Raw genomic sequence first — 21,906 nt, 5'->3', positions numbered from 1 at the left:
TGCATGGGACCGGAGTAAGCGCTGAAGCGCTAACTCTGGTCGACAGGAAATGACGAAATGAGTGAAGTCCAGACTGCCCACACGCACAGCGCGCCGCTCGTCGGCGTGCTGATGGGTTCGAGTTCCGACTGGGACGTGATGAAGCACGCGGTAGCGATCCTGCAGGAATTCGGCGTGCCGTACGAAGCGAAGGTCGTGTCCGCGCACCGGATGCCCGACGAGATGTTCGACTACGCGGAGAAGGCGCGCGAGCGCGGGCTGCGCGCGATCATCGCGGGCGCCGGCGGCGCCGCGCACCTGCCCGGCATGCTGGCCGCGAAAACCACGGTGCCGGTGCTCGGCGTGCCGGTCGCGAGCAAGTATCTGAAGGGTGTCGATTCGCTGCACTCGATCGTGCAGATGCCGAAGGGCGTGCCCGTCGCGACGTTCGCGATCGGCGAGGCCGGTGCCGCGAATGCCGCGCTGTTCGCGGTGTCGATCCTGTCCGGCACGTCGGTCGACTACGCGAACCGGCTCGCCGCGTTCCGCGTGCGCCAGAACGAAGCCGCGCACGCGATGGTGCTGCCGCCGCTGGAATGACGGCGCACCGGCGGCCGCGCGTCGCGGCTGCCTGACCTCCCCACTGCGGCGGGCAGCGCCCGCCGCGACCGACCACTGACATGACCGCAACTCCTGATTCCGTTTCCCCGATCCTGCCCGGCGCGTGGCTGGGCATGGTCGGCGGTGGCCAGCTCGGCCGCATGTTCTGCTTTGCCGCCCAGGCGATGGGCTATCGCGTCGCCGTGCTCGATCCCGATCCGACGAGCCCCGCCGGCGCGGTCGCCGACCGCCACCTGCGCGCGGCCTACGACGACGAAGCCGCGCTCGCCGAGCTGGCCGACCTGTGCGACGCGGTGTCGACCGAGTTCGAGAACGTGCCGGCCGCGAGCCTCGATTTCCTCGCGCGCACGACGTTCGTCGCGCCGGCCGGCCGCTGCGTCGCGGTCGCGCAGGACCGGATCGCGGAGAAGCGTTTCATCGAGGCGTCGGGCGTGCCCGTCGCGCCGCACGTCGTGATCGAATCGTCGGCGGCGCTCGCCGCGCTCGACGATGCCGCGCTCGACGCGGTGCTGCCGGGCATCCTGAAGACGGCACGCCTCGGCTACGACGGCAAGGGCCAGGTGCGCGTGCGTACCGCGCAGGAAGCGCGCGACGCGCATGCGGCGCTCGGCGGCGTGCCGTGCGTGCTCGAGAAGCGCCTGCCGCTGAAATACGAAGTGTCGGCGCTGATCGCGCGCGGCGCGGACGGCCGCTCGGCCGCATTCCCGCTCGCGCAGAACGCGCACCACAACGGCATCCTCGCGCTGACGGTGGTGCCTGCTCCGGCCGCCGATGCCGCGCGCGTCGCAGAGGCGCAGCAGGCGGCCGTGCGGATCGCCGATACGCTCGGCTACGTCGGCGTGCTGTGCGTCGAGTTCTTCGTGCTGGAAGACGGCTCGTTCGTTGCGAACGAGATGGCGCCGCGCCCGCACAACTCCGGCCACTACACGGTCGATGCGTGCGCAACGAGCCAGTTCGAGCAGCAGGTGCGCGCGATGACGCGCATGCCGCTCGGCAACCCGCGCCAGCATTCGCCGGCCGCGATGCTGAACATCCTCGGCGACGTGTGGTTCCCGAACGGCGCGGCGGCCGATGCCGTCACGCCGCCGTGGGACACGGTCGCGGCGATGCCGACTGCGCACCTGCACCTGTACGGCAAGGAAGACGCGCGTGTCGGCCGCAAGATGGGCCACGTGAACTTCACGGCCCAGACGCGCGACGAAGCCGTCGCCGCGGCCACCGCGTGCGCGCAGTTGCTGCGCGTGCCGCTCGACTGAGGCGCCAGCCGATGTCCATCGATCTCCCGAACTCCGTGACGCCCGCGCAGATCGACGCGGCCGCTGCGCTGCTCGACGCGGGGCAACTCGTCGCGTTCCCGACCGAAACCGTCTACGGGCTCGGCGGCGACGCGGCGAATCCCGAGGCCGTCGCGCGCATCTACGCGGCGAAGGGGCGGCCCGCGAACCATCCGGTGATCGTGCACCTGCCGCCCGGCGGCGATCCCGGCTACTGGGCCGACGTGCTGCCCGCCGATGCGCAGGCGCTGATCGATGCGTTCTGGCCGGGCCCGCTGACGCTGATCCTGAAGCGCCATGCGCGCATTCCGGACGCCGTGAGCGGCGGCCAGGATTCGGTCGGGCTGCGCTGCCCGTCGCATCCGGTCGCGCAGGCGCTGCTGGCCGCGTTCAGCGCGCGGCGCGGCGGGCACGGCGGCGTTGCCGCGCCGTCCGCGAACCGGTTCGGCCATGTGAGCCCGACGACCGCACAGCACGTGCGCGATGAATTCGGCGACACCGTGCACGTGCTCGACGGCGGCGCATCCGAAGTCGGCATCGAATCGACGATCCTCGACCTGTCGCGCGGTTTCCCCGCGTTGCTGCGCCCGGGCCACGTGACGCCGCAGCAGATCGCCGACGTACTCGGTCGTGCGCCGCGGCTGCCGGACGGCAGCGACGCGACCGCGCCGCGCGCGTCGGGCACGCTGAAGGCCCATTACGCGCCGCGCACGCCGCTCGCGCTGCTGCCGTTCGATGCGCTCGAGCCGCTGCTCGCGGCCGCGCAAACCGACGGCGAGCGCGTCGCGCTCGTCGCACGCGCGTCGCGCGCGGGAAGCTGGGTGCAGGCCGACGGCGTGCATTTCATCGCCGCGCCGGAAGATCCGCAGGCGTATGCGCACGCGCTCTACGGAATGCTGCGCGCGCTCGACCGGGCGGACGTCGCGCGCATTCTCGTCGAGAAGCTGCCCGACACCGTCGAATGGATTGCCGTCAACGATCGCCTTGGCCGTGCGGCAGCCGCGTTCGAAGCGCAGGGGTGAGCGCGGCAGCGAGGCACGTTCCGACGCCGTAGGTCGCTCGCCGACGAGCATGCATTGTGCAACGCGTCGGGATCGGAAAAACAAACGCCCGACCGGTGAACCCGGTCGGGCGTTTTCGCTTATGTTCGCGTTCGCAGGCGCGAAGCATCCGCCGTCCGGTCCGCAGCAGCTGCGCGGGCCGGACGCGGTGCTTACTTGCCGACGCCGGTCGCCGCGATCTGCTTCTCCACGAACTGTGCGAACAGCGCGTGCAGGCGCGTCGTCGGGTGGACCGTGTCGGCGAACATGTAGGTCTGGTCCGCGTTCGCGACCGTGTAGGTCTGCGGCGAGCAGAACAGCGACGAGCCGAATGCGGTCGCGTTCGCGACGCCATACTGCGTCGCGGCCTGAACCATCGCCTTCAGGTTGCACGCGGTGTCGGTGTTCGACACGCTGAAGCCGTTCGCCTGGAAGTTGGCCGCGATGCCGTCCTGCCACGTGAACGTGTCGAGCAGCGCGACCTTCGTCGTGTCGACCTTCAGCGCGGCCAGCGTGCCGGCGAGCGTCTTGTTGAACAGCCCCGACAGTTGCGTGAACGCGGCCTGCGTGCCGCCCTGCAGCGCGAGCGGCGTGCTGCCGATGTCCGGCACGTTCGACACGAACACGTGCGTTGCGCCAGCCGCGACGATCTGCTGGACGATCCCGCCGAGCTGCTGCGCGGCCAGGCCGATCGCCTGCGCCGCCGCGAGTTGCGCGGCCGGCGTGTTGCCTTGCGCCTGCGCGACCTGCGCCTGGTAGAAGATGTCGTTCGCGCCGCCGTTGACCAGCACGATCTGGCCTGCGTTGAAGCTGCCGTGCTGCGTCAGGTACTGCTTGACCTGGTCGGCGATCGGCGTCGTCGTCGCTTGCGCGAAGTCGGCGTTCGGCACGCTCGCGTCAGCGTGGCCGATGCCCGGCTGCAGCGTCACGCGCGAGCCGCCCTGCGCGTAGCCGAGGCCGCCGGTGGCCTGCAGCGGAATGCCGAAGCCGCCCTGGTTCGCGGGCTGCAGCGTGTCGCCGTAGTACTGCGCGACGTCCTGCGCCCATACCTGGCCGGGGTTGGTCGTGAAGCGGCCGCCGCCGAAGCCGAGCTTGATCTGCGAATAGGTGCCGGCGTCGGACAGGCTGTCGCCGAACGACACGATCTGCATCTTCACGCCCGACGGCGGCGTGTTCGACGCGCTGCTGTTGTTGTCGTCGCCGCCGCCGCACGCGGCGAGCAGCGCGAGCGCGGCGCCCGCGATCGCGACCTGCGCGGTGCGCAGCAGGCGTTGCCGGGTATGCGACGGGTATTGTTGTTGTGACTGCATCGTTCGATCTCCTCGTAGATATGGCCTGATGTGTTTCTCATCTGCCGCGTGCCTGCTCGGAACCGGGCTGCGCGGCGGCCGTTGGCTGAAACGGTTATTGGTCACGCGCAGCCGCAAGCGGCACGGTGCGCGGATCCTGGTTCGCGGCCTCGTCGATCTGCGCATGATAAGCGCTCGCCCACTCGGGCGGGCCGAAAATCGCGCGCAGCTTGTTGCGCCATCCGTCGACGCGCAACGCGTCGGCCGCCATCGACACCCACTCGTGGAACGTCGCGACGAGCGGGTTGTTCGAGCCGAGCCGCTCGACGATCCCGTACTGCGGCGGGTCGTCCGGCGTTTCCTCGACATAGCTGCCGAACAGGCGATCCCAGATCACCAGGACGCCTGCGTAATTGCGGTCGATGTAGCGCGGGTTGCGCGCATGGTGCGCACGGTGGATCGATGGCGTGTTGAACACGTACTCGAGCCAGCCGAGCTTGCCGATCGCCTGCGTGTGCACGAAGAACTGGAACGCGAGGTTGATCAGCACGATGCCGACGACCTGTTGCGGCGGAAAGCCTGCGAACGCGAGCGGCAGCCAGAACACCCACATGCCCGCGACGGGGTACATCAGGCTCTGGCGGAACGCGGTCGAGAAATTCATCCGCTCGGACGAGTGGTGCACGACGTGCGCGGCCCACAGCCAGCGCACGCGATGGCTCGCGCGATGGAACACGTAGTAGAGGAAGTCCTGCGCGACGAACAGCACCGCGAACGACAGCCAGCCGTCGTGCCACGTGAACAGGCGATAGTGCTGGTAGCAGTACGCGTAGACGGGGATCACGAAGAGCCACGCGATCTTGTCCGCGCCCTGGTGCATCAGCGCGAGCGCCGCATTGCACAGCGTGTCGCGCCACGCATAGACAGCGTCCTGCGCACGTGTGCGGGCGAGGTGCCAGGCCTCCCACGCGATGCAGAGCAGGAAGACGGGCGCCAGCGCGAGCAGAAGCAATTCGACGTCGAATCGCATGGGCGTGTCTCCTCCTTTCCCCTGCAGGCCGTGAGGCCGGGCGTGCAGCCCGTTGTAGATATCGATCAGGCCAACAGCCTACGCAATCGCCTCGCGCTAGGCGAGGGGGCAGCGTAGAGGGTTCCCTCTGAGGACAGGGTTTCTACGGAAACCGTGCGGCGCGGGGGCGGGCGGTGCGGCCCCGTTTTGCGGGCACGGCTGGCGTGCGGTGCATCGCGCGCCGGTGATGGCGGCCGTTTCAAACCGCGAAGGTCGGGATTCCGTGTGCGGGGCGGCGGCAGGCCGCACGGGCCGCCCGCCAGGGCTGCCCGAAGCGCGGTGCCGCCTCGTGGCCGACGCACGCCGACAGAGGGGCAGGGATGCGCCGCATCGCGGCGCACGGAGCCATCAGTGCGCGCCCGCGTAGATCCATTCGAGCAGCGAGTCGTGCGCGGCGCGCGCGCCTTCCGCGTGATCGTTGTTGATGAAGCTGACGACGATGTAGCTCTGGCCGTCGGCGCCGGCGACGTAGCCGGCGATCGCGCGCACGTCGCGCAGCGTGCCGGTCTTGATGTGCGCGTTGCCGAGCACGCCGGCGTTGGTGAGGCGGTTCTTCATCGTGCCGTCGATGCCGGCGATCGGCAGCGAATCGACGAACGCCTGCGCAACGGGGCTCGCGTTCGCGGCCTGCAGCAGCGCGGCGAGCGACAGCGCGCTCACGTGTTCTTCGCGCGACAGCCCCGAGCCGTTTTCGAGCACGAGGTCCGGCATCGCGATGCCGTTCTTCTGCAGGAACGCCTGGATCGCGCGGCTCGACTGCTCGGGCGTCGCGGGCGGCTTGCCGCTGACCGCGCCGATCGTCAGGAACAGGTTGCGCGCCATCACGTTGTTGCTGAACTTGTTGATGTCGTAGACGATGCTGCCGAGCACCGGGCTGTGATGCACGGCGAGCGGCCGCGCGGTGGTCGGCACCTTGCCTTCGCTCACGGGCCCCGTGATCGTGCCGCCGTCCTGCTGCCACAGCGCGAGGAAGCCGCGCGCGAAGAACGTCGTGTGATCGAGGATCGCGAGGTTGGTCGTGCGCGCGCCGCAGCGCAGTGGATAGTCGCCGGCGAACGACGCGGTCATCATCCCGGCGCCGGCCGTCAGCGTCGGGCGCGCGGCCGCGGCGGCCGCGCTGCACGAGCCCGTGCCTTCGACCAGCTGGTTGTCGATCGACAGGTCCGCGAGCGGCGGCAGCACGTCGACGGCCACCTTGCCGTCGTCGCCCGGCGTGACCGTGAACGATACGGCCTTGAACGCGTACAGCAGCGGATCGGGGCCGACGTTGTACGGGGCGCTCACGTCGTCGTCGAACGACGGCAGGTCGCGCGTCGATGCCGCGAAATAGCTCTTGTCGAGCACGAGGCCGCCGGCCACGCGCTTGATGCCGGCCTTGCGGATCTTGTCGACGAGGTCGATCAGCTCTTCCGGCACGAGCTTCGGATCGCCGGTGCCCTTGATGTACAGGTTGCCCTGCAGCGTGCCGTCGGGGTCGACCGTGCCGTCCGTGTAGGCGGTCGTGCGCCAGCGGAAGTCGGGGCCGAGGATCGACAGGCCCGAGAAGGTCGTGACGAGCTTCATCGTCGACGCCGGCATCATCGGCCGGCTCGCATTCCACGCGATCAGCGGTTCCGGGTCGCCGACGCGCTCGACGACGACGCTCATCGCCGACGCCGGCACCTTCGCGCGCTGCAGCGAGACGAGCACCGATGCCGGCAGGCCGGCTGCTCGCGCGGCGGGCGACACGACGGCGGTCTTGTGCGCTTCCTTGTGGGATTTCTTGCGGGCTTGCGCGGGCGGCGCGAAGGCCAGGGCCGTACAGGCGGCGATGACGGCGGCTGCGCGCAGGCAGGCGCGGGTGCTCGGGGCGAACCGGGCGGAAAGGGTGGAAATCGGCATGGACGAATACGGGTAAGCAGGGGCTCGGGCGGCGCGTGCGTCGCGCGCAAGCGCACATTGTAGAGACAAGTGGGCAAATGCCCGCTGAAATCGCGCGTCGTGCCGCATGGCGGCATCACTTTGCCGCGGGCATGCCGCGCACGCGATTCGCGGCGCTACAATGGTCGGCGTGTTTCACCCGACCCATGGATGCCTGTCCCGATGCGGATTCTGCTTGTCGAAGACGACCGAATGATTGCCGAGGGCGTGCGCAAGGCGCTGCGCTCGGACGGCTTTGCGGTCGACTGGGTGCAGGACGGCGACGCGGCGCTCACGGCGCTCGGCGGCGAGACGTACGACCTGCTGCTGCTCGACCTCGGCCTGCCGAAGCGCGACGGCATCGACGTGCTGCGCACGCTGCGCGCGCGCGGGCTGGCGCTGCCGGTGCTGATCGTCACCGCGCGTGATGCCATCGCCGATCGCGTGAAGGGCCTCGACGCGGGCGCGGACGACTACCTCGTCAAGCCGTTCGACCTCGACGAGCTGGGCGCGCGGATGCGCGCGCTGATCCGCCGCCAGGCCGGGCGCAGCGAGTCGCTGATCCGCCACGGCGCGCTGACGCTCGATCCCGCTTCGCACCAGGTGACGCTCGACGGCGCGCCCGTCGCGCTGTCCGCGCGCGAGTTCGCGCTGCTCGAGGCGCTGCTCGCGCGGCCCGGCGCGGTGCTGTCGAAGAGCCAGCTCGAGGAAAAGATGTACGGCTGGGGCGAGGAGATCGGCAGCAACACGGTCGAGGTCTACATCCACGCGCTGCGCAAGAAGCTCGGCTCGGACCTGATCCGCAACGTGCGCGGGCTCGGCTACATGGTCGTCAAGGAAAGCTGACGCGTGAGGTCGATTCGTCATCAATTGCTGATCTGGCTGCTCGCGATCGTCGTCGCGGGCGTGGGCGCTGCGGGCTGGCTCATCTATCGGCAGGCGCTCGCCGAGGCGAACGAGCTGTTCGACTACCAGCTTCAGGAGATCGCCGCGGCGCTGCCGTCCGAGCCGTTCTCGCAGGTGTTCGGCTCGCGCACCAACGGCGACGAAGGCATCGTGATCCAGATCTGGAACCGCAACGGCGTGCTGATGTACTTCTCGCATCCGCGCGCGCCGATCGCGCCCCGGGCGGAGCTCGGCTTCTCGACCGAGCGCACCGATCGCGGCGAATGGCGCGTGTACGGTGCGATCGTCGGCGACAACGTCGTGCAGCTCGCGCAGCCGCTGTCGGTGCGCAACCGGCTCGCGGCGAACGTCGCGCTGCGCACGCTGTGGCCGCTGATCGTGCTGCTGCCGTTCCTCGGCGCGGCCGTGTGGGTGATCGTCGGGCGCGGGCTGGCGCCGCTCGGCCGCGTGACGCGCGCGGTCGAGGCACGCCGGCCGGAAGCGCTCGATCCGCTGCCCGACGAGCGCCTGCCGCTCGAGGTGCAGCCGCTCGTGCGGGCGCTGAACGGGCTGCTCGCGCGGCTGTCGGCCGCGCTCGACACGCAGAAGGCGTTCGTGGCCGACGCCGCGCACGAACTGCGCACGCCGCTCGCGGCCGTGCAGATCCAGGCGCAGCTCGTCGCACGTGCGAAGGACGATGCGTCGCGTCGCGAGGCGGTCGCGGATCTCCAGGACGGCGTCACGCGCGCGACGCGCCTCGCGGAGCAGTTGCTCGCGCTCGCACGCGCCGAGCCGGACGGCGCGACGATGCGCGAACCGGTCGACCTGCAGGCGCTGCTGGCCGAATGCGTGGCCGCGCATGCACCGCTCGCGCAGCGGCGCGACATCGATCTCGGCTTCGAGGAGACGCGCGCGGCGAGCGTCGTCGCGGACGTTGGTGCGCTGCGCGTGATGTTCGGCAACCTGCTCGACAACGCGGTGAAGTACACGCCGGACGGCGGCCGCATCGACGTGTCGCTGACCTCCGACGCGGCCGGCCGTGCGTGCGTCCAGATCGGCGACAGCGGGCCCGGCATCCCGGCCGACGAGCGCGAGCGCGTGTTCGACCGCTTCTACCGCGACAGCTCCGCGCGGGCGCGCGCCGACTTGTCGGGCAGCGGGCTCGGGCTCGCGATCGTCAAGCGCGTGGCGGCGCAGCAGGGCGCGACGGTGTCGCTCGGCGACGCGGCCGCAGGCGGCCTGCTCGTCAGCGTCGTGTTTCGCGACGCCGAGATGCCGACCGAGGCGCCGCGGCAGCCGGAATCCGTGTGAAGATCCGCGCCGGACGTGCTTCGGGGGCCGATTAAGCCCCGCTTAAGGCTGATTAAGCCTCCTTTAAGTCAGGGTCGTTACGCTGCGTCCTAACAAAGAGGAGGTCCTACGATGAACACCCGATTCCTTGCGCGCGGCGCCGTCGCGGTCGCCGTGGCGGCCGCCCTGTCGGCCGGTTACTTCGCCGGCACCCGCCGCGCCGATCCGCAGATCATCACGCCCGCGCAGGCGGCCGCGCTGATGCCGGCCGAAGCGGCCGCGAAGACCGGCATCCCCGATTTCTCCGGGCTCGTCGAGACCTACGGCCCCGCAGTCGTGAACATCAGCGCGAAGCACGTCGTGAAACAGGTGTCGCGGCGCGTGCCGCAGCCGCAACTGCCGATCGACCCGAGCGACCCGTTCTACCAGTTCTTCAAGCATTTCTACGGCCAGGTGCCGGGGATGGGCGGCGACGCGCAGCCGGACGACCAGCCGAGCGCGAGCCTCGGTTCCGGGTTCGTCGTCAGTTCCGACGGGTACATCCTCACCAATGCGCACGTGATCGACGGCGCGAACGTCGTCACGGTCAGGCTGACCGACAAGCGCGAATACAAGGCGAAGGTCGTTGGCTCCGACAAGCAGTCCGACGTCGCGGTGCTGAAGATCGACGCGAGCGGCCTGCCGACCGTGAAGATCGGCGATCCGGCGCAGAGCAAGGTCGGCCAGTGGGTCGTCGCGATCGGTTCGCCGTACGGCTTCGACAACACGGTCACGTCGGGCATCATCAGCGCGAAGTCGCGCGCGCTGCCGGACGAGAACTACACGCCGTTCATCCAGACCGACGTGCCGGTGAACCCCGGCAACTCGGGCGGCCCGCTGTTCAACCTGCAGGGCGAGGTGATCGGCATCAACTCGATGATCTATTCGCAGACGGGCGGCTTCCAGGGCCTGTCGTTCGCGATCCCGATCAACGAGGCGATCAAGGTGAAGGACGAACTCGTGAAGACGGGCCACGTGAGCCGCGGCCGTCTCGGCGTTGCCGTGCAGGGGCTGAACCAGACCCTCGCGAGCTCGTTCGGGCTGCAGAAGCCGGACGGCGCGCTCGTCAGCTCGGTCGACCCGAACGGCCCGGCCGCGAAGGCGGGCCTGCAGCCGGGTGACGTGATCCTGTCGGTCAACGGCTCGCCGGTCGCCGATTCGACGTCGCTGCCTGCGCAGATCGCGAACCTGAAGCCCGGTTCGAAGGCCGACCTGCAGATCTGGCGCGACAAGTCGAAGAAGTCGATCAGCGTGATGCTCGGCGCGATGGCCGATGCGAAACTCGCGTCGAACGACAACGGGCCGGTCGAGCAGGGCCGCCTGGGCGTCGCGGTGCGTCCGCTGTCGCCGCAGGAGCGCAGTGCCGACAACCTGTCGCACGGGCTGATCGTGCAGCAGGCCGGCGGGCCGGCCGCCAACGCGGGGATCCAGCCCGGCGACGTGATCCTCGCGGTCAACGGCCGCCCGGTCACGAGCCCCGAGCAGTTGCGCGACGCGGTGAAGGGCGCGGGCAACAGTCTTGCGCTGCTGATCCAGCGCGATAATGCACAGATCTTCGTGCCGGTCGACCTGAGCTGACCGGCGACGACCGACGGCCGGCCAGGCCGGCCGCGGCGGGCGCCGCCGCCGTCCGACCCCGTGGCGTGGCGCCCCGTATGTGTTCCGACCCAAAGGAGAGAGCCATGCAATATCTACGCAACGTGTCCCGATTTGCCGTCGCCGTGGCGTTGGCCGCCGGCTTCGCAGCCGGCGCGACCGGCGCGTACGCGCAGTCGGACGGCTTGCCCGCTGCGCGCCAGCAGGGCGACGTCGCCTTCGTGTCCGGCGGCGTCGGGCAGGACGAATCGACGGCGTTCCAGCGCAACGAGGCGAAGTGGCCGCTGGCGCTGCGCTTCACCGGCAAGGGCGGCGAATTCCTGGCCGACGTCCATGTGCGGATCGTCGACGACAAGGGTGCCGAAGTGCTGAAAACCGACGCGCGCGGGCCGTACATGCTCGTGCAGGTGCCGCCGGGGCGCTATACGGTGCATGCGACGTACCAGGGCAACGAAGAATCCCGCGCCGTCACGGTCGGCGCGAAGGGCGGCGCGAAAACCGCATTCCAGTGGAGCGCGCAGTAGCCCGCCGCGCGCGGCCCCGGCCCGGGGCGCGCAATCGGACGAAGTTTCGCCCATAATGAAAGCCACGGCATGCGTGCCGTGGCTTTTTTCGTTTCCTGCCACCGGCCTGCCTGCCGGGCCGCCCGAAGGAGAAACGATGTCCGATGCAGCCGATCCTCACCTTGAAATCGTGCCGAACCGCCATCGCGTGCGCGTGATCCATCACGGCATCACGTATGCCGATTCGCACGGCGTGCTGACCGTGCGCGAAACGGGGCGGCCGGACGTCCATTACCTGCCGCGCCGCGACGTCAACATGCGCAGGCTCGTGAAATCGGGCGTTACGACAGCCTGCCCGTTCAGGGGGCAGGCCGTGCATTTCGACTTGCAGACGGAAGACGGCGTGATCGAGAACGCCGCATGGAGTTACGAGGAACCGAAGGAGGCGGCGGCCGCGCTCGCGCACTACGTTGCCTTCGATGTCGCACGGATCGACAGTCTCGTCGAGACGTCCTGATGCGGCGCGCGTTCATCGGGGAGGCACCATGGAACTGAACGACACGTTACGCGTCCCGCTCGCGCTGCCTGTCGTGCGGGAAGCCTTCGAGGATCCCGCATTGCTGCGGGCGAGCTTCGACCATTGCGAATCGTTCGAGAAGCTCGCGCACGGCGAGTTCGCGCTGACGATCACGGTGCCGCTCGGCCCGCTCCGTGCGCACTACGACGTGCGTGCGCATGCGGCCGGCGAGCAGGGCGACGCGGAAGGGCAGCCGCGCCGCGTGATCAATTTCAAGGCGCGGGCCGACGGCCTCGGCGCGCTGCGCGGCCAGGTCGAACTCGTGCTGCTGCCCGATGACGATGCGAACGCCACGTGCCTCGAGTACGTGGTCTGGGCGACGGCAAGCGGGCCGCTCGCCGAATTGCCGGCTCGGCAGATCGAGAATGCGCTGCGCGAGTGGACTGACGATTTCTTCCGCGAGTTCTGCGCGGTCGTGCAGGCGAAGCACGGTCTCGCGCCGAATCGCGCGAACCCGGCCGCGCAGCGGCGCCAGCATGTGTTCCTGCGGCCGGCGTCGTTGATGGCCGCGACGAAGCGTCCGCTGCCGCCGCACCTCGGCGGCGCGCTGACCGGGCGTGCTGCCAGCGCGCTGCATCATCGCGGTTCCGGCACGGTGCCCGTCTGGGCATGGGTGGCGATGATCGTGTTCGTCGCGCTGCTGCTTTATGCGGCACGCTGGATCAACGGCGGCTGAGCGGCAGACCGGCTGAACACCGCCGGTTTCGCTTCGCGATCCGCCCGCTGCGCCCGCGGCGCACATTACTGCCCCGCATCGGCATCGGCACCGGCTCCGGCGCCGCGAAATTCCCTTCGATACGCAGACGGCGACGTGCCGAGCACGCCCGCGAAATGCTGGCGCAGCGACACGCTCGACCCGTAGCCGGCCGCCTGCGCGATCGCGTCGATCGATTGTCCGGTGGTTTCCAGCAGATGCTGCGCGCGCGCGAGCCGCTCGGCCTGCAGCCATGCGGTAACGGTCGTGCCGGTCGCCTGGCGGAAGTGGCGCGTGAACGTGCGCCGGCTCATCAGCACGCGTTCGGCGAGCGAATCGACGCTGTGCGCGGCGTCGAGGTGTGCGCGCACCCAGTCGAGCAGGCCCGCGAGCCGCGCATCGCGCGGGTGCGCGGCGACGGGCTGCGGCACGTACTGCGCCTGCCCGCCCTGGCGGTGCGGCGGGATCACGAGGCGGCGCGCGATCTGGTTCGCAGCGTCCGAGCCGAAGCGCCGCCGCACGACGTGCAGGCAGCAGTCGAGCCCCGCGGCCGTGCCGGCCGACGTCATCAGGTTGCCGTCGTCGACGTACAGCACGTCGGGATCGAGTTTCACGCGCGGAAAGCGTTGCGCGAAGTCGTCGGCCCACGCCCAGTGCGTGGTGGCCGGGCGGCCGTCGAGCAGGCCGGCCGCGGCGAGCACGTATGCGCCGAGGCACAGCCCGACGAGTTGCGCACCGCGTGCGGCGACCGCGCGCACGGCGTCGAGCAGTTCGTCGGGCGGCGCTTCGTCCGGGTCGCGCCACGCCGGCACGATGACGATGTCCGCGTCGTCGAGTGCGTCGAGCCCGTACGGCGCGGTGATCGTGAAGCCGCCCGTCGTCGCGAGCGGGCCGCGCTCGGTCGAGCAGACGCGGAATTCGAACACGGGCGACGCGGCCGCGTCGCGTTCCTTGCCGAACACGACGGACGGCACCGACAGGTGGAACGGGCTGATGCCGTCGTATGCGATCACGGCGACGACGGTCGGGGCGGGCGACGCGGGTGACGCGGCGGCGGTCATGGCGGGCTCCGGAATGGCGATGGCCCGATTCTATCGAAGAATGGCTATCGGGCCACTATCTGCACGGGCGATGCGGCCCGACAATGCATCGCATCGCGCCGCTGGCCGTCCCGTTCCGGGGCGGGGCCGCGCGTCAGGACAGGAGCTCGCCATGTCGAACACCGCCCCGCATTCCGCTTCCCATCCCGCTTCCCGCCGCGCGCTGATCGTGATCGACGTCCAGAACGAATACGTGACGGGCAACCTGCCGATCGAGTATCCGCCGATCGACGTGTCGCTCGCGAACATCGGCCGCGCGATCGACGCCGCGCATGCGGCCGGCGTGCCCGTGATCGTCGTCCAGCACGTCGCGCCGGCCGGCGCGCCGATCTTCGCGCCCGGCACCGACGGCGTTGCGCTGCACGCGGTCGTCGCCGGCCGGCCGTACGCTCACCTGATCGAGAAGGCGCAGGCGAGTTCGTTTGCCGGGACCGATCTTGCCGCATGGCTCGACGCGCGCGGGATCGACACGCTCGCGGTGGCCGGCTACATGACGCACAACTGCAATGCGTCGACGGTCTATCACGCGGCGCATGCGGGACTGAACGTCGAGTACCTGGACGATGCGACCGGCGCGTTGCCGTACGAGAACGAAGCGGGCTCGGCGAGCGCCGAAGAGATACACCGTTCGTACACGGTGGTGTTCCAGTCGAACTTCGCGGCCGTGATGTCGACCGACGCGTGGATCGCGGGACTGGCCGGCGCACCGATGCCCAAGCGCGATTCGGTGGCCGCGTCGAACCGGCGGGCCCGCACGCATCGCCCGAAGGCGGCCTGAGCCGGCCGGGGATATGGGGTGGCGGGCAGGGCGTTGCCGCGGCCGCGGTGCGGCCGGGCTCGGCAATCGATAAAAATGAAACGGCGCGCGGGCAACCGCCGCGCCGTCAGTCGCCTTCCTTCAGCATCGCCGGGCTGTAGCGCAGCATGTCGAAGCAGCCGTCGACGAGCTTTTCTGCATGCCGCTCGGCGTCGATCTCGTCGGGCAGCATCAGCATGTCGCGCACGAAGCCGCTGACGAGTGTGTGCAGCATCAGGGTCGCGCGCCACGTGTCGAGCCGATCGGGCAGCAGCTTCTGCCGGACGGCCACCGCGAGATCGGCGTCGATCGCGTGCAGTGCCTCGCTCATTCCCGCGCGGTTGCGCTGCAGCAGCGGCTCCATGTCCGCGACGTACTCGCACTTCATGAACAGGATGCTGAACACGCGCCGCAACTGCGAGTCGCGCTGCACGCCGAGCAGGCACCAGATCAGGATCTTGCGGATCTTCTCGAGCGGATTGCCGCCCGGCGCGTCGAGCGGCATCCGCTTCAGCTCGTCGATCGGCAGGAACACGCGGTCGAACATCGCGTCGAACAGCTCGCTCTTGTTCGCGAAATGCCAGTAGATCGCGCCGCGCGTGACGCCGGCGTGCTGGGCGATGTCCGCGAGCGACGTGTGCGACACGCCCTTCTCGAAGAACACGTGTTCGGCGGCATCGAGAATGCGATTGCGCGTCTCGAGCGCCTCCTCCTTGGTACGTCTGACCATGTGCAGGCCTGATTGGATCGATCGTAGGTGAATATAGGGTCTATAACCCTCGTCGTCGCCAAGGGGACGGGCTATGCTTGCGATTGGTAATAATTCGTAAGACTGGACAGCCGCGGCGACACAAACGGGCTTTTTACATACATTCGTGAATGTATATACAATACCACCCTACGATCGAATGACCCAAGTGGCAATCAGTTAATATCCCACTCTGCTGATTCCCGCCCTAAGTACCAGTCCGCAGTTCGCTGCATCCCGTCGGCATGGAGGTTTCGTGCCGACGTGCTGTATCCAGCAGTCCAGTAATTCAGGTGTTCGATCTGCGCCGCGAGGCGCATCCGTGTTGCGCTCCCGTCGGGTGCTGCACTTATTCCATTGGTTACACACAGAGGTCGCTCCATGCGCGTCGAACGGGTTCCATACCGCTTGATCACTGTCGCGGCAGCCGCGGTTTTCCTGGCTGCATGCGGAAAAAAAGAATCGGCACCGCCGCCGCAAACGCCGGAAGTCGGCGTCGTCACCGTCCAGCCGCAAGCCGTACCGGTCTTCAGCGAGCTGCCGGGCCGCACCAGCGCGTTCCTCGTTGCGCAGGTCCGCGCGCGGGTCGACGGCATCGTGCTGCGTCGTGAATTTACCGAAGGCACCGACGTCAAGGCCGGCCAGCGTCTCTACAAGATCGATCCGGCGCCGTATCTCGCCGCGCTGAACAGCGCGAAGGCGACGCTCGCGAAGGCGCAGGCGAACCTCGTCACGCAGAACGCGCTGGTCGCGCGCTACAAGGTGCTGGTGGCCGCGAACGCGGTCAGCAAGCAGGACTACGACAACGCGGTGGCCACGCAAGGGCAGGCCGCGGCGGACGTCGCGGCCGGCAAGGCGGCGGTCGACACCGCGCAGATCAACCTCGGCTACACGGACGTGGTCTCGCCGATCACCGGCCGCGTCGGCATTTCGCAAGTGACGCCGGGCGCGTACGTGCAGGCGAGCCAGGCGACGCTGATGTCGACGGTGCAGCAGCTCGATCCGGTGTACGTGGACCTCACGCAATCGAGCCTCGAAGGCCTGAAGCTGCGCCAGGACGTGCAGAGCGGCCGCCTGAAGACGAGCGGCCCGGGCGCGGCGAAGGTGTCGCTGATCCTCGAGGACGGCAAGACCTATGCGGAGCCGGGCAAGCTGCAGTTCTCGGACGTGACGGTCGACCAGGCCACCGGCTCGGTGACGATCCGTGCGGTCTTCCCGAACCCGGGCCGCGTGCTGCTGCCGGGGATGTTCGTGCGCGCGCGGATCGAGCAAGGCGTGAACGAGAACGCGTTCCTGGTGCCGCAGATCGGTGTCACGCATGACCAGAAGGGCCAGGCGATCGCGATGGTGGTGAACGCCGGCAACAAGGTCGAGCCGCGTCCGCTGAAGACGACGGGCATGCAGGGCCAGAACTGGATCGTCGAAGGCGGTCTGGCAGCGGGCGATCACGTGATCGTGCAGGGCGGCGAGAAGGTACGCCCGGGTGCGACCGTGAAGTCGGTGCCGGCGCAGCTCGCATCGGCGGCCGATGCCGCATCGGGCGCTGCCGCCGCAACCGCCGCACCGGCTGCCGCCGGTTCCGGCGCCGCTGCTGCTTCCGGTGCCGCCGCATCGGGCGCCGCGCCGGCGAGCGCTGCCGCTGCTTCGAGCGCGCAATAACAGGGAGCCTGTTTCATGGCAAAGTTTTTTATCGATCGCCCGATCTTCGCGTGGGTGATCGCCATCATCCTGATGCTGGCCGGGGTCGCGGCGATCTTCACGCTGCCGATCTCGCAGTATCCGACGATCGCGCCGCCATCGATCCAGATCACCGCGAACTACCCGGGCGCTTCCGCAAAGACGGTGGAAGACACGGTGACGCAGGTGATCGAGCAGCAGATGAGCGGTCTCGACAACTTCCTGTACATGTCGTCGACGAGTGACGACTCGGGCAACGCGACGATCACGCTGACCTTCGCGCCGGGCACCAACGCCGACATCGCACAGGTCCAGGTGCAGAACAAGCTGTCGCTCGCGACGCCGGTTCTGCCGCAGGTCGTGCAGCAGCTCGGCCTGTCGGTGACGAAGTCGAGCAGCAGCTTCCTGCTGGTGCTCGCCTTCAACTCCGAAGACGGCAGCATGAACAAGTACGACCTCGCGAACTTCGTGGCGTCGCACGTGAAGGATCCGATCAGCCGGTTGAACGGCGTCGGTACCGTCACGCTGTTCGGCTCGCAGTACGCGATGCGGATCTGGCTCGACCCGAACCGCCTGACGAACTACGGCCTCACGCCGGTCGACGTGAGCTCCGCGATCACCGCGCAGAACGTGCAGATCGCGGGCGGCCAGATCGGCGGCACGCCGGCGAAGCCGGGTACCATGCTGCAGGCGACGATCACCGAATCGACGCTGCTGCAGACGCCCGAGCAGTTCGGCAACATCCTGCTGAAGGTCAACCAGGACGGCTCGCAGGTGCGCCTGAAGGACGTCGCGAAGCTTGAGCTCGGCGGCGAGAACTACAACTTCGACACGAAGTACAACGGTCAGCCGACCGCGGCACTCGGTATCCAGCTCGCGACCAACGCGAACGCGCTCGCGACCGCGAAGGCCGTGCGCGCGAAGATCGACGAGCTGGCACCGTTCTTCCCGCACGGCCTCGTCGTGAAGTATCCGTACGACACGACGCCGTTCGTGAAGCTGTCGATCGAGGAAGTGGTCAAGACGCTGCTCGAAGGTATCGTGCTGGTGTTCCTCGTGATGTATCTGTTCCTGCAGAACCTGCGGGCGACGATCATCCCGACGATCGCGGTGCCGGTCGTGCTGCTCGGCACGTTCGCAGTCATGTCGCTGGTGGGCTTCTCGATCAACACGCTGTCGATGTTCGGCCTCGTGCTCGCGATCGGCCTGCTGGTCGACGATGCGATCGTGGTGGTCGAGAACGTCGAGCGCGTGATGGCGGAAGAGGGCCTGTCACCGAAGGAGGCAACCCGCAAGGCGATGGGCCAGATCACCGGCGCACTCGTCGGCATCGCGCTCGTGCTGTCGGCCGTGTTCGTGCCGGTCGCGTTCTCCGGCGGTTCGGTCGGCGCGATCTATCGTCAGTTCTCGCTGACGATCGTGACGGCGATGGTGCTGTCGGTGCTCGTCGCGTTGATTCTGACGCCGGCACTGTGCGCGACGATCCTGAAGCCGATCCCGCAAGGGCATCACGAAGAGAAGAAGGGTTTCTTCGGCTGGTTCAACCGCACGTTCAACAACAGCCGCGACAAGTACCACGTCGGCGTGCATCACGTGATCAAGCGCTCGGGCCGCTGGCTCATCATCTACCTGGCCGTGATCGTCGGGGTCGGCCTGCTGTTCGTGCGCCTGCCGAAGTCGTTCCTGCCCGATGAAGACCAGGGCCTGATGTTCGTGATCGTGCAGACGCCGTCGGGTTCGACGCAGGAAACGACCGCGAAGACGCTGGCGAACATTTCCGACTACCTGCTGAAGGACGAGAAGGAAATCGTCGAATCGGCGTTCACGGTCAACGGCTTCAGCTTCGCGGGTCGCGGCCAGAACTCCGGTCTTGTGTTCGTGCGTCTGAAGGACTACTCGCAGCGTCAGCATGCAAACCAGAAGGTGCAGGCACTGATCGGCCGGATGTTCGGGCGCTATGCGGGCTACAAGGACGCGATCGTGATCCCGTTCAACCCGCCGTCGATTCCTGAACTCGGTACGGCCGCCGGCTTCGACTTCGAGCTGACGGACAACGCCGGTCTCGGCCACGATGCGCTGATGGCCGCGCGTAACCAGTTGCTCGGGATGGCCTCGAAGGATCCGACGCTGCAGGGCGTGCGCCCGAACGGCCTGAACGACACGCCGCAGTACAAGGTCGACATCGACCGCGAGAAGGCGAATGCGCTCGGCGTGACGGCGGATGCGATCGACCAGACGTTCTCGATCGCATGGGCGTCGAAGTACGTGAACAACTTCCTCGACACCGATGGCCGGATCAAGAAGGTCTACGTACAGGCCGATGCGCCGTTCCGGATGACGCCGGACGACATGAACATCTGGTACGTGCGCAACGGGTCGGGCGGGATGGTGCCGTTCAGCGCGTTCGCGACCGGTCACTGGACGTACGGTTCGCCGAAGCTCGAGCGTTATAACGGCGTCTCGGCGATGGAAATCCAGGGTCAGGCCGCACCGGGCAAGTCGACCGGTCAGGCGATGACCGCGATGGAAGGGCTCGCGAAGAAGCTGCCGGTCGGTATCGGCTATTCGTGGACCGGCCTGTCGTTCCAGGAAATCCAGTCCGGTTCGCAGGCGCCGATCCTGTACGCGATCTCGATCCTCGTCGTGTTCCTGTGTCTCGCGGCGCTGTATGAAAGCTGGTCGATCCCGTTCTCGGTGATCATGGTGGTGCCGCTCGGCGTGATCGGTGCACTGCTCGCGGCGACGATGCGCGGCCTCGAGAACGACGTGTACTTCCAGGTCGGCCTGTTGACCACCGTGGGCTTGTCGGCGAAGAACGCGATCCTGATCGTCGAGTTCGCGCGCGAGTTGCAGGTGACGGAGAAGATGGGGCCGGTCGAGGCCGCACTGGAAGCGGCGCGCCAGCGGCTGCGCCCGATCCTGATGACGTCGATGGCGTTCATTCTCGGCGTGATGCCGCTCGCGATCAGCAACGGCGCGGGCTCGGGGAGCCAGCACGCGATCGGCACGGGCGTGATCGGCGGGATGATCACGGCGACGTTCCTCGCGATCTTCCTGATCCCGATGTTCTTCGTGAAGGTCCGCGCGATCTTCAGCGGCGAACGGGAAGATGCCGACGAGGCATTGCGCCTGGCTCAGGAGCACGCGAAGCACGAAGAGAAGCCGGGCAACGGCGACGAAGGCAACAAGGGACAGTGATGATGCAAAAACACGCTTTGACTGCAATCGCGGTCGCGCTCTTTGCCACGGGCTGCACGATGGCGCCGCATTACAAGCGGCCCGACGCACCCGTCGCACAGGCGTACCCGGCCGGCGGCGTCTACGCGACGCAGCCGGGCGCTGCCGGCGCGCGCAGCGCGAACGGCCAGGCGGCGACCGCCATCGGCTGGCGCGAATTCTTCGTCGATCCGCGCCTGCAGCGGCTGATCGAGATCGCGCTGAAGAACAACCGCGACCTGCGCGTGTCGGTGCTGAACATCGAGGCGGCGCGCGCGCAGTACCAGATCACGCGCGCGGGCCTGTTCCCGACGCTCGACGCCACGGGTACGGGCAGCATCCAGCGTTTCCCGGCCGGCGTGTCGTCGACGCAGGCGCCGTTGATCTCGCGCAGCTACAACGTCGGGCTTTCCGCGTCGTGGGAGCTCGACCTGTTCGGCCGCGTGCAGAGCCTGAAGGACCAGGCGCTCGCGCAGTACCTGTCGACCGCGTACGCGCGGCAGGCGTCGGAAATCTCGCTGGTGTCGCAGGTGGCTGACCAGTACCTGACGCTGCTGTCGACCGACGACCTGCTGAAGGTCACGGAGAACACGCTGAAGACCGCGCAGGCGTCGTACGACCTGACGAAGCTGCAGTTCGACAACGGCACGGGCTCCGAGCTCGAGCTGCGTCAGGCGCAGACCGTCGTCGAGACGGCGCTCGCGAACCAGCAGGCGCAGGCGCGTGCGCGTGCGCAGGCGCTGAACGCGCTGGTGCTGCTGATCGGCGAGCCGCTGCCGGACGACCTGCCGCCGGGCATGCCGCTCGACGCGCAGAACCTGCTGACGGACGTGCCGGCCGGGTTGCCGTCGGACCTGCTGACGCGTCGTCCGGACGTGATGCAGGCCGAGCAGACGCTGCTGGCCGCGAACGCGAACATCGGCGCGGCGCGCGCGGCGTTCTTCCCGAAGATCTCGCTGACGGCGGCGTTCGGCACCGCGAGCCCGACGCTCGGCGGCCTGTTCAAGGCCGGCACGGCAGCGTGGTCGTTTGCGCCGAGTATTGCGGTGCCGATCTTCGAGGGCGGTTCGAACATCGCCAATCTCGATCTCGCGCACGTGCAGAAGCGCATCGAGATCGCGAACTACGAGAAGGCGATCCAGTCGGCATTCCGCGAAGTGTCGGACGGGCTGGCTGCACGCGGCACGTACGACCAGCAGATCGCCGCGCTCGAGCGCAACGAGCATGCGCAGCAGCGGCGCTTCGACCTGTCGGACCTGCGTTACAAGAACGGCGTCGACAGCTACCTGTCGGTGCTGACCGCGCAGACGGACCTGTACTCCGCGCAGCAGACGCTCATCAGTGCGCGTCTGGCGCGCTGGACGAACCTCGTCACGCTGTACCGCGCACTGGGTGGCGGCTGGATCCAGCAGGCCGGCGAGACGCCGCGCGCGCCGGACGCGCCGGTCGACTACGACAAGGCGGCAGCGCCTGCGCCCGCGTCGGCAGCGGCAACCAACGGGTAAGCGCGAAGCAGCGCGGGAGCGGGCGACCGCTCCTGTCCGTCGAACCGGCGGTATGCGCAAACGTCAACGCCACGGACGAAAGTCCGTGGCGTTTTTTTTGTGCCCGAGC

The 21,906-nt window shown here is 68.5% G+C and carries 18 protein-coding genes; 13 read left to right on the top strand and 5 right to left on the bottom strand.

Annotation, left to right across the window (positions count from 1 at the left end; all coding sequences use genetic code 11):
• Positions 1-57: 57 nt before the first annotated feature.
• The 3 genes from purE to ABD05_RS03160 all read left to right on the top strand — a co-directional run bounded on the left by purE (position 58) and on the right by ABD05_RS03160 (position 2,896).
• The gene (gene purE / locus ABD05_RS03170) at positions 58-579 is read left to right on the top strand and encodes a 5-(carboxyamino)imidazole ribonucleotide mutase (RefSeq protein WP_006413303.1); all 522 of its coding nucleotides are present in this window, start codon (positions 58-60) and stop codon (positions 577-579) included.
• 80 nt (positions 580-659) lie between these two features.
• Positions 660-1,856, top strand: coding sequence for a 5-(carboxyamino)imidazole ribonucleotide synthase (locus tag ABD05_RS03165; protein ID WP_047898921.1), 1,197 nt, complete (start codon positions 660-662; stop codon positions 1,854-1,856).
• An 11-nt stretch (positions 1,857-1,867) separates the two neighbouring features.
• On the top strand, positions 1,868-2,896 hold the full coding sequence (locus tag ABD05_RS03160) for an L-threonylcarbamoyladenylate synthase (protein WP_047898920.1): 1,029 nt from the start codon (positions 1,868-1,870) through the stop codon (positions 2,894-2,896).
• Positions 2,897-3,087: 191 nt separating this feature from the next.
• Here the strand turns inward: ABD05_RS03160 and ABD05_RS03155 are convergent, their stop codons facing one another.
• From ABD05_RS03155 to dacB, 3 genes are all read right to left on the bottom strand, one after another.
• Positions 3,088-4,224, bottom strand: coding sequence for an SGNH/GDSL hydrolase family protein (locus ABD05_RS03155; RefSeq protein WP_047898919.1), 1,137 nt, complete (start codon positions 4,222-4,224; stop codon positions 3,088-3,090).
• 94 nt (positions 4,225-4,318) lie between these two features.
• Positions 4,319-5,233 (bottom strand): sterol desaturase family protein, encoded by a 915-nt coding sequence (locus ABD05_RS03150; protein WP_047898918.1) that lies wholly within the window; start codon positions 5,231-5,233, stop codon positions 4,319-4,321.
• Positions 5,234-5,620: 387 nt separating this feature from the next.
• Positions 5,621-7,153, bottom strand: coding sequence for a D-alanyl-D-alanine carboxypeptidase/D-alanyl-D-alanine endopeptidase (dacB, locus tag ABD05_RS03145; RefSeq protein ID WP_047898917.1), 1,533 nt, complete (start codon positions 7,151-7,153; stop codon positions 5,621-5,623).
• A gap of 201 nt (positions 7,154-7,354) precedes the next feature.
• Here dacB and ABD05_RS03140 point away from each other — a divergent pair, with 201 nt between their 5' ends.
• The 6 genes from ABD05_RS03140 (at position 7,355) to ABD05_RS03115 (ending at position 12,737) form a co-directional block, all read left to right on the top strand.
• The gene (locus ABD05_RS03140; protein ID WP_047898916.1) at positions 7,355-8,017 is read left to right on the top strand and encodes a response regulator; all 663 of its coding nucleotides are present in this window, start codon (positions 7,355-7,357) and stop codon (positions 8,015-8,017) included.
• Positions 8,018-8,020: 3 nt separating this feature from the next.
• Positions 8,021-9,367 carry an ATP-binding protein gene (locus ABD05_RS03135; RefSeq protein WP_047898915.1) on the top strand — a complete coding sequence of 449 codons (1,347 nt, stop codon included), beginning with the start codon at positions 8,021-8,023 and terminating at the stop codon, positions 9,365-9,367.
• A gap of 111 nt (positions 9,368-9,478) precedes the next feature.
• Complete coding sequence (locus ABD05_RS03130) at positions 9,479-10,963, top strand: DegQ family serine endoprotease (protein WP_047898914.1); 1,485 nt, start codon at positions 9,479-9,481, stop codon at positions 10,961-10,963.
• 104 nt (positions 10,964-11,067) lie between these two features.
• Positions 11,068-11,505: a carboxypeptidase-like regulatory domain-containing protein gene (locus ABD05_RS03125; protein WP_047898913.1), complete on the top strand. Its 438-nt coding sequence runs from the start codon at positions 11,068-11,070 to the stop codon at positions 11,503-11,505.
• A 136-nt stretch (positions 11,506-11,641) separates the two neighbouring features.
• Complete coding sequence (locus ABD05_RS03120; RefSeq protein WP_047901050.1) at positions 11,642-12,001, top strand: DUF427 domain-containing protein; 360 nt, start codon at positions 11,642-11,644, stop codon at positions 11,999-12,001.
• Between the two features lie 28 nt (positions 12,002-12,029).
• Positions 12,030-12,737 (top strand): SRPBCC family protein, encoded by a 708-nt coding sequence (locus ABD05_RS03115; protein WP_047898912.1) that lies wholly within the window; start codon positions 12,030-12,032, stop codon positions 12,735-12,737.
• A gap of 65 nt (positions 12,738-12,802) precedes the next feature.
• Here the strand turns inward: ABD05_RS03115 and ABD05_RS03110 are convergent, their stop codons facing one another.
• Entirely contained in the window at positions 12,803-13,816 is a 1,014-nt protein-coding gene (locus ABD05_RS03110; RefSeq protein ID WP_047898911.1) for a helix-turn-helix domain-containing protein, read from the bottom strand.
• Between the two features lie 151 nt (positions 13,817-13,967).
• Between ABD05_RS03110 and ABD05_RS03105 the strand changes: the two genes are divergently transcribed.
• The gene (locus tag ABD05_RS03105; protein WP_047898910.1) at positions 13,968-14,633 is read left to right on the top strand and encodes a cysteine hydrolase family protein; all 666 of its coding nucleotides are present in this window, start codon (positions 13,968-13,970) and stop codon (positions 14,631-14,633) included.
• Positions 14,634-14,739: 106 nt separating this feature from the next.
• Here the strand turns inward: ABD05_RS03105 and ABD05_RS03100 are convergent, their stop codons facing one another.
• Positions 14,740-15,381 carry a TetR family transcriptional regulator gene (locus tag ABD05_RS03100; RefSeq protein WP_047898909.1) on the bottom strand — a complete coding sequence of 214 codons (642 nt, stop codon included), beginning with the start codon at positions 15,379-15,381 and terminating at the stop codon, positions 14,740-14,742.
• Positions 15,382-15,780: 399 nt separating this feature from the next.
• Between ABD05_RS03100 and ABD05_RS03095 the strand changes: the two genes are divergently transcribed.
• Genes ABD05_RS03095 through ABD05_RS03085 form a run of 3 tightly spaced genes read left to right on the top strand, consistent with a single transcriptional unit; the run spans position 15,781 to position 21,797 of the window.
• Positions 15,781-17,058 (top strand): efflux RND transporter periplasmic adaptor subunit, encoded by a 1,278-nt coding sequence (locus ABD05_RS03095; RefSeq protein WP_047898908.1) that lies wholly within the window; start codon positions 15,781-15,783, stop codon positions 17,056-17,058.
• Positions 17,059-17,073: 15 nt separating this feature from the next.
• Positions 17,074-20,274, top strand: coding sequence for an efflux RND transporter permease subunit (locus tag ABD05_RS03090; protein WP_047898907.1), 3,201 nt, complete (start codon positions 17,074-17,076; stop codon positions 20,272-20,274).
• Positions 20,274-21,797 (top strand): efflux transporter outer membrane subunit, encoded by a 1,524-nt coding sequence (locus ABD05_RS03085; RefSeq protein WP_047898906.1) that lies wholly within the window; start codon positions 20,274-20,276, stop codon positions 21,795-21,797. Before ABD05_RS03090 ends, ABD05_RS03085 begins: the two co-directional genes overlap by 1 nt.
• Positions 21,798-21,906: the final 109 nt, after the last annotated feature.

Origin of the sequence: Burkholderia pyrrocinia (assembly GCF_001028665.1) — a bacterium.
GTDB classification, from domain to species: Bacteria; Pseudomonadota; Gammaproteobacteria; order Burkholderiales; family Burkholderiaceae; genus Burkholderia; species Burkholderia pyrrocinia.
Note: the sequence above shows the minus strand (reverse complement) of the source record. Positions and strands in the feature narration are given on the sequence as shown.

What these genes read in the sequence shown, in the direction of transcription:
- dacB (WP_047898917.1), bottom strand. Translation starts at nt 7,153, where the DNA reads ATGCCGATTTCCACCCTTTCCGCCCGGTTCGCCCCGAGCACCCGCGCC.
- ABD05_RS03155 (WP_047898919.1), bottom strand. Translation starts at nt 4,224, where the DNA reads ATGCAGTCACAACAACAATACCCGTCGCATACCCGGCAACGCCTGCTG.
- ABD05_RS03160 (WP_047898920.1), top strand. Translation starts at nt 1,868, where the DNA reads ATGTCCATCGATCTCCCGAACTCCGTGACGCCCGCGCAGATCGACGCG.
- ABD05_RS03095 (WP_047898908.1), top strand. Translation starts at nt 15,781, where the DNA reads ATGCGCGTCGAACGGGTTCCATACCGCTTGATCACTGTCGCGGCAGCC.
- ABD05_RS03115 (WP_047898912.1), top strand. Translation starts at nt 12,030, where the DNA reads ATGGAACTGAACGACACGTTACGCGTCCCGCTCGCGCTGCCTGTCGTG.
- ABD05_RS03165 (WP_047898921.1), top strand. Translation starts at nt 660, where the DNA reads ATGACCGCAACTCCTGATTCCGTTTCCCCGATCCTGCCCGGCGCGTGG.
- purE (WP_006413303.1), top strand. Translation starts at nt 58, where the DNA reads ATGAGTGAAGTCCAGACTGCCCACACGCACAGCGCGCCGCTCGTCGGC.
- ABD05_RS03150 (WP_047898918.1), bottom strand. Translation starts at nt 5,233, where the DNA reads ATGCGATTCGACGTCGAATTGCTTCTGCTCGCGCTGGCGCCCGTCTTC.
- ABD05_RS03085 (WP_047898906.1), top strand. Translation starts at nt 20,274, where the DNA reads ATGATGCAAAAACACGCTTTGACTGCAATCGCGGTCGCGCTCTTTGCC.
- ABD05_RS03110 (WP_047898911.1), bottom strand. Translation starts at nt 13,816, where the DNA reads ATGACCGCCGCCGCGTCACCCGCGTCGCCCGCCCCGACCGTCGTCGCC.
- ABD05_RS03130 (WP_047898914.1), top strand. Translation starts at nt 9,479, where the DNA reads ATGAACACCCGATTCCTTGCGCGCGGCGCCGTCGCGGTCGCCGTGGCG.
- ABD05_RS03125 (WP_047898913.1), top strand. Translation starts at nt 11,068, where the DNA reads ATGCAATATCTACGCAACGTGTCCCGATTTGCCGTCGCCGTGGCGTTG.
- ABD05_RS03105 (WP_047898910.1), top strand. Translation starts at nt 13,968, where the DNA reads ATGTCGAACACCGCCCCGCATTCCGCTTCCCATCCCGCTTCCCGCCGC.
- ABD05_RS03140 (WP_047898916.1), top strand. Translation starts at nt 7,355, where the DNA reads ATGCGGATTCTGCTTGTCGAAGACGACCGAATGATTGCCGAGGGCGTG.
- ABD05_RS03090 (WP_047898907.1), top strand. Translation starts at nt 17,074, where the DNA reads ATGGCAAAGTTTTTTATCGATCGCCCGATCTTCGCGTGGGTGATCGCC.
- ABD05_RS03120 (WP_047901050.1), top strand. Translation starts at nt 11,642, where the DNA reads ATGTCCGATGCAGCCGATCCTCACCTTGAAATCGTGCCGAACCGCCAT.
- ABD05_RS03100 (WP_047898909.1), bottom strand. Translation starts at nt 15,381, where the DNA reads ATGGTCAGACGTACCAAGGAGGAGGCGCTCGAGACGCGCAATCGCATT.